Below are 15,144 nucleotides of genomic sequence, written 5' to 3'. Positions count from 1 at the left end.
GCCCGTCAGCGGGCGGCGCCGACGCCGAAGAAGCCGCGCACGCCCGCGAGGGCCTCGAGGAAGCGGTCGACGTCGTCGGTGGTGTTGTAGATGTAGGCGCTCGCCCGCGTGGTGGCCGTGACGCCGAGCGCCCGGTGCAGCGGCTGGGCGCAGTGGTGGCCGACGCGGACCGCGATGCCCTGGGTGTCCAGGATCTGGCCGACGTCGTGCGGGTGCACGCCCTCGACGTGCACCGAGACCAGCCCCGCGCGCTCGCGCCCGGCGGCCGGGCCGAGCAGCCGCACGCCCTCGATCCGCTCGACGCCCTCGGCCAGGCGCTGCCCGAGCTCGGCCTCCCAGGCGTGCACGTTGTCCATGCCGAGCCGGGAGAGGTACTCGACCGCGGCGGCCAGCCCCACGGCCTGCGAGACCCGCTGGGTGCCGGCCTCGAAGCGGGTGGGCGGGTCCAGGTACTCGGCCTCCTCCATGGTGACCCGCGTGATCATGGATCCGCCGGTCAGGAAGGGCGGCAGCTCGGCCAGCAGCTCCCGCCGGCCGTACAGGGCGCCGATGCCGGTGGGACCGAGCATCTTGTGCCCGGAGAACGCCGCGAAGTCCACGCCCAGGGCCGGGAGGTCCACGGGCAGGTGCGGGACGGACTGGCAGGCGTCGAGCACCGTCACGGCGCCGACGCCGCGGGCCAGCTCCACCAGCCGGGCGACGTCGGTGATCGCCCCGGTGACGTTGGAGACGTGGGTGAAGGCCAGCACCCGGGTGCGGGGGCCGACGACCTCGCCCGCCGCCGCGTAGTCCAGCTCCCCCTCGGGCGTGACCGGGACGTGCCGCAGCGTGGCCCCGGTCCGCGCGGCGAGCTCCTGCCACGGGATGAGGTTGGCGTGGTGCTCGAGCTCGGTGGTGACGATCTCGTCGCCGGGCCCGAGCGCGAAGCGGCCCGCGCTCGCCCGCCACCGCTCGGTCGAGGCGTTGGAGAAGGAGTAGGCGAGCAGGTTCAGGGCCTCGGTGGCGTTGGAGGTCCACACCAGCTCGTCCTCGGCGGCGCCGACGAAGCCGGCCACCATACGGCGGGCGGCCTCGAAGGCGTCGGTCGCGTGCACGGCGAGCGTGTGCGCCCCGCGGTGCACGGCCGAGTTGCGGTGCAGGTAGTAGTCCCGCTCGGCGTCGAGCACCTGGAGCGGGTTCTGGCTCGTGGCGCCGGTGTCCAGGTAGGTGATCCGGTGACCCTCGACCTCCTCGGAGAGCACCGGGAAGTCCTCGACGATCTCGCGGACCCTGGCGTCGTCCAGGGCTCCGGCGGCGGGCACGGTCGATTCCTCGTGGTGGTGGGTCATGCTCTCCATCCTAGGCTCCGGCCGCGCGGGCGTGGAAGCGCTGCTGGGTCTGGGTGAGGCCCTGCGCCAGCAGCATCTCGACGGCGTCGGCGGCGTCCTCCAGCAGGACCGGCAGGGCCTGGGCCTCGGCCTTCGCGAAGGGCTTGAGCACGTAGCTCGCGGTGTCCATGCGCCCCGGAGGCCGCCCGACGCCGACGCGGACCCTCAGGTAGTCCTTGGTGCCCAGGGCCCGGGAGATGTCGCGCAGGCCGTTGTGCCCGCCCTCTCCCCCGCCCCGCTTGAGCTTCACGGTGTCGAAGGGGATGTCGATCTCGTCGTGGACCACGACCAGCCGCTCCTCGTCGACGCCGTAGAAACGGGCCAGCCCGGCCGCGGGTCCGCCCGAGGTGTTCATGTACCCGGTGGAGGCCGCCAGCACGATGCGGGGACCACCGATCCCGAGCCGGCCCTCCAGCACCTGGGCCCCCGCCCGGTGCCGCTTGAAGCTCCCGCCGACCCTCTCGCCCAGCACCCGCAGCACCATCTGGCCCACGTTGTGGCGGGTCGCGGCGTACTCCGGGCCGGGATTGCCCAGCCCCATGATCAACCAGGTCTCGGACACGGTCGGATCTCCTCACACAGTTCTCGCCGCGGGTCGGTGGCCCCGGAGCCGCCCGGCGGCCAGCGGGCGGATACGGGAACGGCCCGCCGATGCTGCATCGGCGGGCCGTACGGCGTCGGACCGGGGACTAGGCCTCGGCCGACTCCGAGGCCGAGTCCTCCGAGGACTCCTCGCCCTCTTCGCCCTCGGGGGTCTCGCCCAGGTCCTGCTCGATCTCGGCGTGGATGTTGACGACTGCCATCTCCGGCTCGGAGACCAGGTTGACGTCCTCGGGCAGCTCGATGTCGGCGGCGGTGATGTGCTCGCCGTCGGTGCGGCCCTCGACCGAGACGGTGATGTGCTCGGGGACGTCGAGGGCGTCGACGTCGACCACGATCACGGTCTCGGGCTGGGTCAGGATGTTGCCCGGGGCGATCTCGCCCTCGACCTGGACGGCCACCTCGACCTCGACGCGCTCGCCGCGGCGGACGGTCAGCAGGTCCATGTGGTAGATCTCCGGACGGATCGCGTGACGCTGCACGTCCTTGATCATGGTCAGGTAGTTCTTGCCCTCGACGTCGAGCGAGAGGATCGCGTTGGAGTGGCGGGCGGCGAGCATCGTCTCGTGGCCGGGCAGCACGACGTGGACGGGCTCCTCGCCGTGGCCGTAGATGACGGCCGGGATCTTGGCGTCGCGGCGGATGCGGCGCGCTGCGCCCTTGCCGAATTCCTCGCGGGACTCCGCGGAGATCTTGATGCGGTCAGCCATGGTGGGCCACCTTTCGTGTCGGTTTCTTCATCGGAGAGCCAAGCTGGTTCCAACTGGCTCGATCCGCCCGGTGTGCGCACCGGGTCCCGCCGACCAGCCACCGTCGATCACGGAGGACCCGAGAAGGGCCTCCCTCGCCTTGGCATACCGACCCATTATGAGGCCGGGTGCCGCCCGCGCGCAAGCGCGGGCGGCGGGGATCATCAGCTGACGCCGTCGAAGAGGCTCGTCACGGAGCCGTCCTCGAAGACCTCCTTGATCGCGCGGGCGATGAGCGGGGCGATCGAGAGCACCGTGAGGTTCTCGAAGTGACGCTCCTCCGGCACGGGCAGCGTGTTGGTCACGACCACCTCGTTGGCGCCCGAGCCGGCCAGCCGCTCGCAGGCGGGGCCGGAGAACACCGGATGGGTCGCGGCGATGATGACGTTCTTGGCCCCGGCGTCCTGGAGGACCTTGACCGCGCCGGAGATGGTCCCGGCGGTGTCGATCATGTCGTCGATCAGCACGCAGGAGCGGCCCTCGATGTCGCCCACCACGGTCTTGGACACGGCCTGGTTGGGGACGTTGATGTCGCGGGTCTTGTGCACGAAGGCCAGCGGGCAGCCGCCCAGCAGCTCGGCCCACTGCTCGGCGACCCGCACGCGCCCGGTGTCCGGGGAGACCACGGTGACGTTGTCGAGGTCCACGCGGCCGCGGACGTAGTTGGCCAGCAGCGGGATGGCCATCAGGTGGTCCACGGGGCCGTCGAAGAAGCCCTGGATCTGCGAGGTGTGCAGGTCCACGCTCATGATGCGGTCGGCGCCGGCGGTCTTGTACAGGTCGGCGATCAGGCGGGCGGAGATGGGCTCGCGGCCCTTGTGCTTCTTGTCCTGCCGCGCGTAGGGGTAGAACGGCGAGATCACCGTGATCCGCCGGGCGGAGGCGCGCTTCAGGGCGTCGATCATGATGATCTGCTCCATCAGCCAGTTGTTGATCGGAGCGGGGTGGGCCTGCATCACGAAGCACTCGGCGCCGCGCACCGAGTCCTCGAAGCGCACGTAGGTCTCGCCGTTGGCGAAGTCGTAGGCCGAGGTGGGCAGCAGGTCGCAGCCGAGCGAGTCGGCGACCTGTTCCGCCAGCTCGGGATGCGCTCGCCCGGAGACGAGCACCATCTTCTTCTCGCCCGGTTTGGTCATGGTCCCGGTCATTGATTCAGCCTTCCTTGCCGCTGTCCGTGGGGTGCGCTTCGCGGGCGCGCCGGGCGGACTCCGCCGCCGCGGTGCCGGCCCGCTTCTCCTCGACCCAGCCCTCGATGTTGCGCTGGGGTGCCTGGTTGATCGCCAGCGCGCCCGCGGGCACGTCCTTGCGAATCACGGTGCCGGCGCCCGAGTAGGCGCCGTCGCCCACGGTCACCGGAGCCACGTACATGTTGTCCGATCCCATCCGGACGTTGGAGCCGATGACCGAGCGGTGCTTGCTCACGCCGTCGTAGTTGACGAAGATCGACGCCGCCCCGATGTTGGAGTTCTCGCCGATCGTGACGTCGCCCGCGTAGCTCAGGTGCGGGAGCTTGGACCCGGCCCCGATCTCGGCGTTCTTGGTCTCGCAGAAGGCCCCGACCTTGCCGGCCTCGCCCAGGTAGGTCCCGGGGCGCAGGTAGGTGAAGGGCCCGACGCTGGCGTCCTCCCCGATCTCGGAGTCCGAGCCGTGGGTGCGCACCACGCTGGCGCCCTCGCGCACGATGACGTCGGTCAGCGTGGTGTCCGGGCCGATGGTCGCGCCGGTCTCGATCACGGTGGTGCCGTAGAGCTGCGTGCCGGGCAGGATGGTGACGTCGTTGCCGATGCTCACGGTCGTGTCGATCCAGGTGGTCTCCGGGTCCACGATCGTCGCGCCGCCGCGCATGCAGGCCTCGGCGATCCGGCGGTTGAGCACGCGGCCGAGGGCGGAGAGCTGGACGCGGTCGTTGGCGCCCTCGACCTCCCAGCGGTCCTCCACGCTCAGCGCGGAGGTGGTCCGGCCGTTCTCCCGCGCGATGCGCAGGACGTCGGTCAGGTACTTCTCGCCCTGGGCGTTGTCGTCGGTGACCGAGCGCAGGGACTCGCGCAGGACGGCGGCGTCGAAGGCGTAGATGCCCGAGTTCACCTCGTCGATGGCCAGCTGCTCCGGCGTCGCGTCCTTGGCCTCGACGATCGCGGCGACCTCGCCGTCCGCGTCCCGGATGATCCGGCCGTAGCCGCCGGGGACCTCCAGGTGCGTGGTCAGCACGGTGACCGAGCTCCCCTCCTCCTCGTGGTGGCGGATGAGCTCGCGGATGGTCTCCGCGGTCAGCAGCGGGACGTCGCCGTAGGTGACCACGACCGTCCCGGTCAGGCTCTCGGGGATCCGGGCGTCGAGGGCCTCGACGCCGACCTCGACCGCCCGGCCCGTGCCCGGCACCTCGTCCTGGTCCACGATCAGCGCCTCGGCGTCGAAGTCGGTGACGTGGGAGGCGACGCGCTCGCGCTGGTGGCGGACGACGACGGCGAGGTGCTCCGGATCGAGCTCCCGGGCGGTGGCCACGGCGTGCTCCACCATGGAGCGTCCCCCGATGGGGTGCATGACCTTGGGCAACGATGACTTCATGCGGGTTCCCGCGCCGGCGGCGAGAACGATGACCGCGGACGGCTTTCCCTGGATTTCGACGTTCAAGGTGCTGGGGACTCCTCGTGCTGCGACAGCCCGCGCTGGCTGCGCCGACTCGTTCCGCCTCTAGGACTCGAACCTAGACAAACGGCTCCAAAGGCCGCTGTGCTGCCATTACACCAAGGCGGATCGTCCGCATCCCGGCGCGAATGGACCGCCCGCGCGGACGGTTACTCATGCTACCAAAGCATCCGCCCTCGCCATGTCGCGGCCCCTGGGGCGCCTGGGACCACCAGGCCCCGAGCACGTAGGCTGGGTCCGTGGCACATCTACTCGGCGGCGAATCGCTGCACATCCAGTTCCCCACCCGGACCGTCTTCGAGGGCGTGACCGTGGGGGTCGACGAGGGCGACCGGATCGGCATCGTCGGCCGCAACGGCGACGGGAAGTCGACCCTCATGGCGCTGCTGACCCAGCGGCTGAAGCCCGATTCCGGCCGCGTCACGGTCCGCTCCGGCGTGCGGATCGGCTACCTGGACCAGTCGGACGTGCTGGACGAGGAGCTCACCGTGGGCGAGGCCGTGGTCGGGGACATCCCCGAGCACGAGTGGGCCTCCGAGCCGAAGATCCGCGACGTCGTCTCCGGCCTGCTCGGCGACCTCGACTGGAACGCCCCCGTCCCCTCCCTCTCCGGCGGCCAGCGCCGCCGGGTGGCCCTGGCCGCGCTGCTGGCCGGGGACTGGGACGTTCTGATGCTGGACGAGCCCACCAACCACCTCGACGTCGAGGGCATCACCTGGCTCGCCCGGCACCTGAACCAGCGCTGGCCCAAGAGCTCCGGCGGCCTGCTCACCGTGACCCACGACCGCTGGTTCCTCGACGAGATCTGCACCGACACGTGGGAGGTGCACGACGGCGTCGTGGACTCCTTCGAGGGCGGGTACGCCGCGTACGTGCTCCAGCGCGTGGAGCGCGACCGCCAGGCCGCGGCCGCCGAGGCCAAGCGCCAGAACCTCATGCGCAAGGAGCTCGCCTGGCTGCGCCGCGGCGCCCCGGCGCGGACCTCGAAGCCCAAGTTCAGGATCGACGCCGCCAACGAGCTGATCGCGGACGTCCCCCCGGTGCGCGACCGCGTCGAGCTCTCCCAGCTGGCGGTCTCCCGGCTGGGCAAGGACGTGGTGGACATCGAGGACGCCTCGGTCTCCTATCCCCTGCCCGGCGGCGGCGAGCGCGAGGTGCTCAGGGACGTCACCTGGCGGATCGCCCCCGGCGAGCGTACCGGCATCCTCGGCATCAACGGTGCCGGGAAGTCGACGCTGCTGGGCCTGGTCACCGGGGCGGTGGAGCCTGACCGCGGCCGGGTCAAGCGCGGCAAGACGATCCGGGTGGCCACCCTGACGCAGCAGCTGGACGAGCTGACCGAGGTGCGGGACGAGCGCGTCTCGGACGTGATCGGACGCAAGCGCACCACCTACGTGGCCGGCGGCAAGGAGATGACGCCGGGGCAGCTGCTGGAGCGGATGGGCTTCACCAACGCCCAGCTGGCGACGCCGGTCCGCGACCTCTCCGGCGGGCAGAAGCGCCGTCTGCAGCTGCTGCTGATCCTGCTGGACGAGCCCAACGTCCTCATCCTGGACGAGCCCTCCAACGACCTGGACACCGACATGCTCGCGGCCATGGAGGACCTGCTGGACACCTGGCCGGGCACCCTGCTGGTGGTCACCCACGACCGCTACCTCATGGAGCGGGTGACCGACCAGCAGTACGCGGTGATGGACGGCGGCCTGCGGCACATGCCCGGCGGGATCGACGAGTACCTGCGGCGTCAGGAGCGGGCCGACGCCGAGCGCTCGTCGCAGCCCTCCTCCAGCCCGCTGGGCGCCTCGGGCTCCGCCGACGCCTCCTCCCACAGCGGCGCGGAGATCCGCGAGGCCCAGAAGGAGATCAAGGCGATCGACCGGAAACTGGCGAAGCTCGCCTCGACGAAGGAGGAGCTGCACGAGCAGATGGCCGCGCACGACCAGTCCGACTACTCCGGGCTGGCGGAGTTCGGGAAGAAGACCCAGGCCGTGCAGGACGAGATCGACGAGCTGGAGATGCGCTGGCTGGAGCTGTCGGAGATCGCGGGGTGATTCGAGTTGGCTGAACGTCATCGTTCACTTTGATAATGGGGCCAGCATGGCACCTTTCAATGCTCCAATTAGAATTATACGGAATTGCTCGCCCCGTGAGAAATTAAATAAAAAAATTAGACTCATATCGGCTAATAGATTTCTCAATCCACTTACGAGCCGGCTCCAAGCTATCTGGAAATAACTGAGGATCCCATACTTCTGAAATCCTAGAGCAGGTCTTATCAACTATATCTACCAGCAAGCCACTCGGTACCCCAAGAGTCTGTTCAAGTTTTTTAAACTTCCACCTCAAAACATCATCAAAGCGCTTGCTGCCACCGAATTTTAGCCCTATATCATCATTTAAATTATACACGATCGTAGAAACGATATCATAAGCTGGAGATAGCCGTGGGGATCGGCCGTCTGGATAAATCATTGACCAATTCTTTAAATGCGCGTCACCATTTCCAACGATTACGTTAAAAACAAATCTTCTCACAAACTCACATAACGAATCTTCATCCTCTCCCCTATAACAAAGCGCAGCAATCGTTTCAAACGCACCACGGTATTTTTCTTCCGAATAAAACCCACGAATCTGCGCAAAATCTTCTATATGAATTCGACTTCCATCATTCCCACGATCAAATCTCTTTATCGCAAATGCAAATTCTTCGCCTGTAGGCCATAGGTGATCCGGGATACCGAACGCTTCCTCTCGGTGCAAGGAATGTATCTCTGGCACCTCAATTCCGACGGATTTGGCAAGCTGCATGACCGCAAACTCATTCTGAGGAACAGCCCTATGCCTAGCATCGGGGAGTTTTACGATCCAGTGCGACCCGGTATCCGAGCTCCCCGGTATAGTAAAACGTTCCCCTTCTTTCATCATAGAAAATTTTAAGCCCACGCCAGCTAGTGAGAACTTAATTGGGCCGACTGGAAGCGTAATACCACTGCTCTTGTCATTCAATATATCATTATGGAGCCATGGAACGTCTTCACCCTTTCCATCCAAAATTTGCACCGCACCTGGAAGATCATGCCCAACCTGCGCTAAGAGCTCCATCTCCCTATCGCCGGATACTTTTCTATCAACTGCGATAAGGTTTCTTAGATGGCCCTCCGGTAAAAGATTCGCAAACCAGGGTGGAAGCCTAAGTGAAGAGGCAATGCGAGCATTTCGCCTATCTTCGAACCACAAACCCAAAACCTGACGTTCAGGATTTTCCCAATAACTCGGCAGGAAACTAAAGCGAACATGATCACCTCTTTGATGCAAAACACCAATTTCCTGTCCCGACAGAAGAACAGCATGCCTAGCTTCAAGAGTCATAAGCATCACGGAATCCATCAGAGTCATCTAAATCATAAGACTCAAGCGGTGGATTGCTTGGAAAATCCAGCCCCATCCGAACAGATAGAAAATCTTGCACGACTTCACCTATTGCCTCAAGCCGGCCCTCAAGAAAATCTTCCGTACGTCCCTCTCTAAGTGCCGCAGATAATTTCTCATCAACTAAATGAGAATTTGAAATCGCATCAATATCTGTAAATAGGTTTGGAGCATTCCTTGCTAAAATATCGCGGCATTCCTCAAGAGAAACATCATCATCTCCAAGAAAGAATTTTCCCCCTGCGCCTCTGGCTAGAAATGAGTTTCGAATACGACCCCGGGGCACTATATCAGCTACTACATCATGAGCAGTTTGAGTGTCTTCAAGACTCTTAGCTAGTGAGGTAACATCTATAATCTCTCCGTCTTGGAAACGTCGAGGACCCGTTTTATAAAGTGCGCAAAGAATAATTTTCGTGGAAGCTGTATTTGTGCGAAATTTATTGACATCCGGCCAGAGAAAGGAAAAATCATCCGGAACTAATGATAAAAGATCTTGCACGGATTGAGCTTCGTCACCTGGATTTATTCTACTTGTAAGACCTCGACCCATCGCTGTTGCACTTCCACTAAAAAGGGTCGGAGCTAATGCAGTGCGCCAAAACCATCGTACTAGAAGATCTTGATTACGAGGGTGTGGATTAGGATGATGCGCAAAGAATCGTGCCAAAGTAGTAATTAGGTACTTATAGGGTAAAAAAGTAACATGGGGGACTCTTGCCTCTTCTTGAAGGAACGTTACTGCCCTTCGCAAAGCATCATGCCCACCTTGAAAAGCCTTCTCCTGCGTTTCGTTGGCCGATACGTCTAAACGAAGCTCACGGTCTTTGGAAAACTCTTGCCTTAGATCCCGACTGAAATCAGCATGACGCCTCGCTAGAATTGCATGCAGTACAGTGTCACTATCAATTTTACCGAACCCAGTGCTTTCTAATTCATCAGCTATCGCTTCAATGGTTAGCCCTGCGTCATGTTTTTCACTAAACAAAGCGTGGAATACTTCTGCTCGCCTCAGTTTCTTTCCAGAGTTATTCGTGCGATCAAAAATCTCTCGTAATGTATCCTCATTACTCTCATCCACGATGGAGGCCGGAACCGAGAAGTCCCTCAATTTTACAGCAATATCGTTTATTGTCTGTATGTACTCCACCGCAGCGGGCCGACTCTGAGCCCACGTTAATAAACGCCTCAGATCGAAAAGAACCGGCAATGGCACCCGAAGCTCTTCATCATTTCCACTGCCCAGAACAAAAGATTGTCTTGTTAGATCATAGTCGATGCGAAACTTTTCTGATGCATCATACGCCTCTTGCGACACAGCATTGGCAATTGCTGTTATTCGTTGTTGGCCGTCTACAACCCATGTTGCCTCTGCAATACCTGGAGCAGATATGTGCAATTCTCCTAAAGAGACTGAAGCTGCCGGCGCTGCGTGACGCCATAGAAGGAGGCTACCCACTGGGTAACCCTTAAGAATACTATCAAAAAGCTCAAGGACGTCTTTTCGCGACCATCTAAAATTACGCTGAAACTCAGGCACGCGTAGCTTACCCTCCATCACAAGTTTAACAATATCCTCGATACGATAGACGCCAGCCCGGGTACGCGTAACGATTTCGCTCATCGCTCCCATTCTCCTCATTTAAGTAGACATTCACAGTAAAGGTACACGCTACTAAGCTATATAATACTTATTTACTCCTCGTGAAAGACTCGCTGGATTCGGCTGGGAAGCTTGGCTAGCACAGGGAAGGACCCACAACCCCGGCAGGTGCTGAGTCTCAACCTCATCAATGAAAACCCACTATAGCGACTAGGGCCGACCGCTGGGGTACTTGAGCGCCCTCAGCCCCACCCCAGCTCGTGGAGGCGCTCCTCCGGGATCCCGTAGCAGTGCGCGATCTCGTGCATCAGGGTGATACGGACCTCCCGCTCCAGCTCCTCGCGGTCGGCGCAGGCCGCCAGCAGGTTCTCCCGGAAGAGCACGATGCGGTCGGGCATGTTCCCGTAGCCGTACTGGGCGCGCTCGGTCAGCGAGATCCCCTCGTACATCCCCAGCAGGTCGCTGCCGTCCTCGGGACGGTCCTCGACCAGGAAGACCACGTTGTCGAGGTGCGCGAACGCCTCCTCGGGGACGGCGTCGAGGCAGTCCGAGACCAGGGCGTCGAACTCATCCGGAGAGAGATGGTGCATGGCTCCAGCCTATCGATCCGGCGCGCGGCGGTCTCTTCCACCGCGCGCCGGCCGACTCACCCCGCCGTCGTCGCCCCCTCCAGGTTCCGGGAGAGCCGGTGCTTGGCGATCCGCTGGCTCGGGGTCAGCGGCATCTCCTCGACCACCTTGGCGTACCGGGGGACCTGGAAGTCGGCGAGCCGCTCCCTGCCCCAGTCCAGCAGGGCGGAGGGGTCGAGGGAGGCCCCCTCGGCCGGCGTCACCAGCAGCAGCATCTCCTGCTCCCCCACCTGCGCGTCCACGCCGACGACGGCGCACCGGTCGACGGCGGGGTGGAGCCCGAAGACGTCCTCGACCTGCCAGGCCGAGACGTTCTCCCCCCGGACCCGGATGCTGTCGCTCCCCCGGCCGTCGAAGTGGAGGTTGCCGGCGTCGTCGAGATGACCGTTGTCGCCGGTGCGGAACCAGGCGCCGTCGCGGGCCTTGCGGCTCGCCTCCGGGTTGCCCAGGTACCCCCGGGTGAGCAGGCCCGGGATCCGCTCGCCGACGAGGATCTCGCCCTGCCCGGGGGCCGTGCCCGGCGCGGACTCGTCCACCGAGACCTCGAACCAGGGCAGGGGGCGGCCGATCCCGCCCTCGGCGTCGTTCCGGTTGACCGTCACGATGCTCGAGGTCTCGGTCATCCCGTAGCACTCGTTCAGTTCGAATCCGAACCTCCGGACGCAGGCCTCGCGGATGGCCGGCGTGGCCCCCGCGCCCCAGGCGACCCTGACGCCGCTCTCCCGCTCCGCGGCGCTGACGGGCAGCTGCAGCAGGATCTGCAGCACCCCGCCGAGGTAGTGGACGTGGGTGACGCCGAAGTCCCGGACGTCCTCCCAGAACCGGGAGGCGCTGAAGCGCGGGGCCAGGGCCAGCTCGATCTCCCGGAAGAGCGGGAGGAAGACGACCTGCGCCCCGCCGATGTGGAACAGGGGCTCCCACACGTAGAACACGTCGCCGGGCTCGGGCCGGGTCACCTGGAGGGCGCCGACCGCTGCACCGGTCAGCATCGTCTCGCTCACGAGCACTCCCTTGGGTGGGCCCGTGGTCCCGGAGGTGTACATGAGCAGGACGGCGTCCTCGCGGGCGGCACGATCGCGTCCCACCCGCTCCAGACGGACCAGTTCCAGCGGAGCGCCGGAAGCGCCGGGCAGCTCGATCCTCTCGGATCCTCCGGCGTCGGGCAGCCCGGTGAGCAGCTCGGCTCCGTCCTCGGCGATCACGACGTCGGTCCCCGAGTCCGCCAGCTGGTGCCGCAGCGGCTCGCCCTTCAGCTTGGTGTTCAGCGGCAGCCACAGGGCGCCCAGGCGCAGCACCGCGAAGATCAGCACCACGTGCTCGACGCTGACCGGCAAGGCGAGCGCCACCCGGTCCTCGCCAGTGAGGCCGGCCTCGCGGAGGCGGGCCACGGCGTCGTCGACCCGGGAGTCCAGCTCGGCGGCGCCGACGGCGCGGTCCCGGTCCCTCAGGTAGGGCCTCCCCGGTTCCTCGGCGGCCAGCCGCCGGAGGGCCTCGGAGAGCCCGGGCCCGCCGAGGATCGCCTCCGCCTCCGCGGCGGCCCCGTCGGTCCTCTCATCGGCGGTCCGCACGGTCTCAGGCCCCCTTCTTCGCGAAGAAGTCCCCGGCCGTCTTCTGCGGCTCGCCGCCGCCGTAGGCCTTCTGGTCGGCTTCGTAGGCCGCCTCGAAGGCCTCCTCGAGGCCGGGCATCAGGGTCTGGCGGATGCGCTGCTTGGTCAGCGTGAACGCGTGCTTGGGCAGGGCCGCGAGCTCCGCGGCGACCTCGAGGGAGCGGGAGAGCACCTCGGCCTGCGGCCGGATCTCGGCGATGAGCCCCAGGGCGTGCGCCTCCTCGGCCTGCATCAGGCGGCCCGTGAGCATAAGCTCGGCGGTCTTGCTGTGGCCGAGGGACTGCCAGGTTAGGTACATGCCGGTGATGCTCGGGATGCCGGAGCGCACCTCGGGCTGGCCGATGCGCACGCCGTCGTGGGCGATGCGGAGGTCGCACAGCAGCGCCAGCTGGTAGCCGGAGCCCGCGGTCACGCCGTTGAGGGCGGCGATGACGGGCTTGGAGGTGGAGAGCACGGCGTCGTACACGAGGCGGAAGGTCTCGAGCCACTCCTCGACGTGGTCCTCGGTGAAGGCCGCGACCTCCTTGAGGTCCTGGCCGGCGCAGAAGGCCCGCTCGCCCTCGCCGGTGATGACGATGCCCGTCACCTGCTCGTCGGCGTCGAGGTCCTGCAGGGCGGTGACCATGTCCCGCTGCATCTGCTGGGTCCAGGCGTTGAGGGCCTCGGGGTTGTTCAGGGTGATGACGCCGATGCCGTCCCGGATGTCGATGTCCAGCTGTGCCATGGGGTGCTGCTCCTTCGGTGTTCTTCTTCTGTACGTATCGGTCGGTTCGGAGGGAAAATTCGGGGTGCTCAGATGCCGGGGCGTCCGGGCGGTCCGCCGCTGAGGCGCCCGAGCGGTCCACCGCGGAACGGGCCGTCCCTCCGCGGCGGAGCGGAAGCGTCCCGTCCGCGGCGAGGCGGGGGTTCAGCGGGCCGCGGGCACGACGTCGATGCGCCCGGTCAGCCCGTCGAAGTGCCGGGTGACCCGCTCACTCGGCGCCGGGCCGAAGCGGTTGCCGATCCACAGCGCGATCAGGCCGACGATGAAGCCGGGCACCAGCTCGTACAGCCCGATCTGATCGATCTGGCGGTAGACGATGACGGTGGCCCCGCCGGCGATGATGCTGGCCAGCGCCCCGACCCAGGTCGCCCGGCGGGAGTAGAGCGCGGCGAGCAGCACGGGCCCGAAGGTCGCGCCGAAGCCGGCCCAGGCGTAGCCCACCAGGTCCAGGATCGTGCCGCCGTTCAGCGCGACGACGACGCCGACGATCGTGCACAGCACCACCGTGACGCGGCTGAGCCAGACGAGCCGCTTCGGCGAGGCCTCGCGGTTGAGGAAGGCCCGGTAGAAGTCCTCGGTCAGGGTGGTCGAGGCGACGACCAGCTGGGAGGAGGCGGTGCTCATGATGGCCGAGAGGACGCCGGCCAGGAAGATGCCCGCCATCCAGGTGGGCAGCATCGTGGAGACGTAGTGCATGTAGATCCCCTCGGGATCCGGCTCCATGGCGTTGCCGAAGCTCGCCACGGCCGCCATGCCGATGACGCCGGCCGACCCCAGCAGGGTGATCGACAGGATCAGGCCCAGGCGGGCCCCGTTCTTGGCGGAGTCCTTGGAGCGCATGCCCATGAAGCGGACGAGGATGTGCGGCGAGCCGAAGTAGCCCAGGCCCCACGCCAGCGAGGAGACGATCGCGACGATCGCGAAGGTGCTGGTGGTGTGCCACTGGCCGTCCACCAGGGCGACCTGCGCGAAGAGGTTGCCCATATCGGCGTCGTGCCTGATGAGCGCATCGCTGATGCCGCCGAAGCCGCCGGCGTTGACCAGCGCCACCACCATGACGATGGCGAGGCTGACGAACATCAGCAGCCCCTGGATCAGGTCGGTGTAGCTGCTGGCCAGGTAGCCGCCCATCGAGGAGTAGGCCATGACGGCGACGGCGCCCACGATGGTCCCGGTGGTCACGGAGGTCCCGAAGACCTGGGAGAAGATGACCCCGGTGGCGATGAAGGCCGAGCCCAGGTAGACCACGTAGAAGATGATGATGAAGACGGCCGAGGCGCTCCGGAGGGTGTCGCTGTGGAAGCGGTTGGCGAAGAAGCCGGGCAGGGTCACCGACTCGCCGGCCGCATCGTCGCGCCAGTCCATGCTGCGCTCCGAGTAGTCCCGCAGCCTCCCGGCGAGGATCTTCCAGCTGAGGTAGAAGCCCAGGGTGAGGCCGATGACCATCCAGGCGTTGACGACGCCACTGACGTAGAACGCGCCGGGCAGCCCGAAGAACACCCACTGGCTGGAGTCGGTCGCCTTGGCGCTCACGGTGGTCACGAAGGTGCCGAGCCGGCGGCCGCCGATGGCGAAGTCGCTCATCCCGGTGTTCTTCCGGTAGGCCCAGACGCCGATCCCCAGGATGAGGACGATGTAGAGGACGAAGATGACGATCGTGGAGGGATCGGTGCTGGTGGTCATGGAGTCACGCTTCCGCTGGACGGCCCGTCGGGCCCTGCTGAGGGGATCTGGGTCACAACTCTAGG

The 15,144-nt window shown here is 65.5% G+C and carries 12 protein-coding genes and 1 tRNA gene; 1 reads left to right on the top strand and 12 read right to left on the bottom strand.

What is annotated here, in order from left to right:
* Positions 1–5 precede the first annotated feature (5 nt).
* The 6 genes from EWV39_RS10520 to EWV39_RS10495 form a co-directional block, all read right to left on the bottom strand.
* Complete coding sequence (locus EWV39_RS10520) at positions 6–1,328, bottom strand: aminotransferase class V-fold PLP-dependent enzyme (protein ID WP_129659689.1); 1,323 nt, start codon at positions 1,326–1,328, stop codon at positions 6–8.
* Positions 1,329–1,338: 10 nt separating this feature from the next.
* Complete coding sequence (gene pth, locus EWV39_RS10515; protein WP_129659686.1) at positions 1,339–1,929, bottom strand: aminoacyl-tRNA hydrolase; 591 nt, start codon at positions 1,927–1,929, stop codon at positions 1,339–1,341.
* 127 nt (positions 1,930–2,056) lie between these two features.
* Complete coding sequence (locus tag EWV39_RS10510; RefSeq protein ID WP_129659683.1) at positions 2,057–2,677, bottom strand: 50S ribosomal protein L25/general stress protein Ctc; 621 nt, start codon at positions 2,675–2,677, stop codon at positions 2,057–2,059.
* 203 nt (positions 2,678–2,880) lie between these two features.
* Entirely contained in the window at positions 2,881–3,864 is a 984-nt protein-coding gene (locus tag EWV39_RS10505; RefSeq protein ID WP_129659680.1) for a ribose-phosphate diphosphokinase, read from the bottom strand.
* Positions 3,865–3,868: 4 nt separating this feature from the next.
* Positions 3,869–5,347, bottom strand: a complete 1,479-nt coding sequence (gene glmU, locus EWV39_RS10500) for a bifunctional UDP-N-acetylglucosamine diphosphorylase/glucosamine-1-phosphate N-acetyltransferase GlmU (RefSeq protein ID WP_129659677.1) — start codon at positions 5,345–5,347, stop codon at positions 3,869–3,871.
* 52 nt (positions 5,348–5,399) lie between these two features.
* Positions 5,400–5,470, bottom strand: a tRNA-Gln gene (locus EWV39_RS10495).
* Between the two features lie 131 nt (positions 5,471–5,601).
* On the opposite strand from EWV39_RS10495, the gene EWV39_RS10490 reads away from it, so the two are divergent.
* Positions 5,602–7,413, top strand: a complete 1,812-nt coding sequence (locus EWV39_RS10490) for an ABC-F family ATP-binding cassette domain-containing protein (protein WP_129659674.1) — start codon at positions 5,602–5,604, stop codon at positions 7,411–7,413.
* A gap of 103 nt (positions 7,414–7,516) precedes the next feature.
* Here EWV39_RS10490 and EWV39_RS10485 read toward each other — a convergent pair whose 3' ends face one another.
* The 6 genes from EWV39_RS10485 to EWV39_RS10460 all read right to left on the bottom strand — a co-directional run bounded on the left by EWV39_RS10485 (position 7,517) and on the right by EWV39_RS10460 (position 15,079).
* Positions 7,517–8,761, bottom strand: coding sequence for a type II toxin-antitoxin system HipA family toxin (locus tag EWV39_RS10485; protein ID WP_129659672.1), 1,245 nt, complete (start codon positions 8,759–8,761; stop codon positions 7,517–7,519).
* The gene (locus EWV39_RS10480) at positions 8,724–10,418 is read right to left on the bottom strand and encodes a GmrSD restriction endonuclease domain-containing protein (protein ID WP_165313281.1); all 1,695 of its coding nucleotides are present in this window, start codon (positions 10,416–10,418) and stop codon (positions 8,724–8,726) included. Before EWV39_RS10480 ends, EWV39_RS10485 begins: the two co-directional genes overlap by 38 nt.
* A 221-nt stretch (positions 10,419–10,639) precedes the next feature.
* Positions 10,640–10,987, bottom strand: coding sequence for a metallopeptidase family protein (locus EWV39_RS10475; RefSeq protein ID WP_129659666.1), 348 nt, complete (start codon positions 10,985–10,987; stop codon positions 10,640–10,642).
* Between the two features lie 56 nt (positions 10,988–11,043).
* Positions 11,044–12,594: a class I adenylate-forming enzyme family protein gene (locus tag EWV39_RS10470; RefSeq protein ID WP_129659663.1), complete on the bottom strand. Its 1,551-nt coding sequence runs from the start codon at positions 12,592–12,594 to the stop codon at positions 11,044–11,046.
* Between the two features lie 4 nt (positions 12,595–12,598).
* Positions 12,599–13,357: an enoyl-CoA hydratase/isomerase family protein gene (locus EWV39_RS10465; protein WP_129659660.1), complete on the bottom strand. Its 759-nt coding sequence runs from the start codon at positions 13,355–13,357 to the stop codon at positions 12,599–12,601.
* A 183-nt stretch (positions 13,358–13,540) separates the two neighbouring features.
* Positions 13,541–15,079, bottom strand: coding sequence for a sodium/proline symporter (locus EWV39_RS10460; protein ID WP_129659657.1), 1,539 nt, complete (start codon positions 15,077–15,079; stop codon positions 13,541–13,543).
* Positions 15,080–15,144: the final 65 nt, after the last annotated feature.

The sequence above is a fragment of the Rothia halotolerans genome, assembly GCF_004136635.1.
Classification (GTDB): domain Bacteria; phylum Actinomycetota; class Actinomycetes; order Actinomycetales; family Micrococcaceae; genus Rothia; species Rothia halotolerans.
Note: the sequence above shows the minus strand (reverse complement) of the source record. Positions and strands in the feature narration are given on the sequence as shown.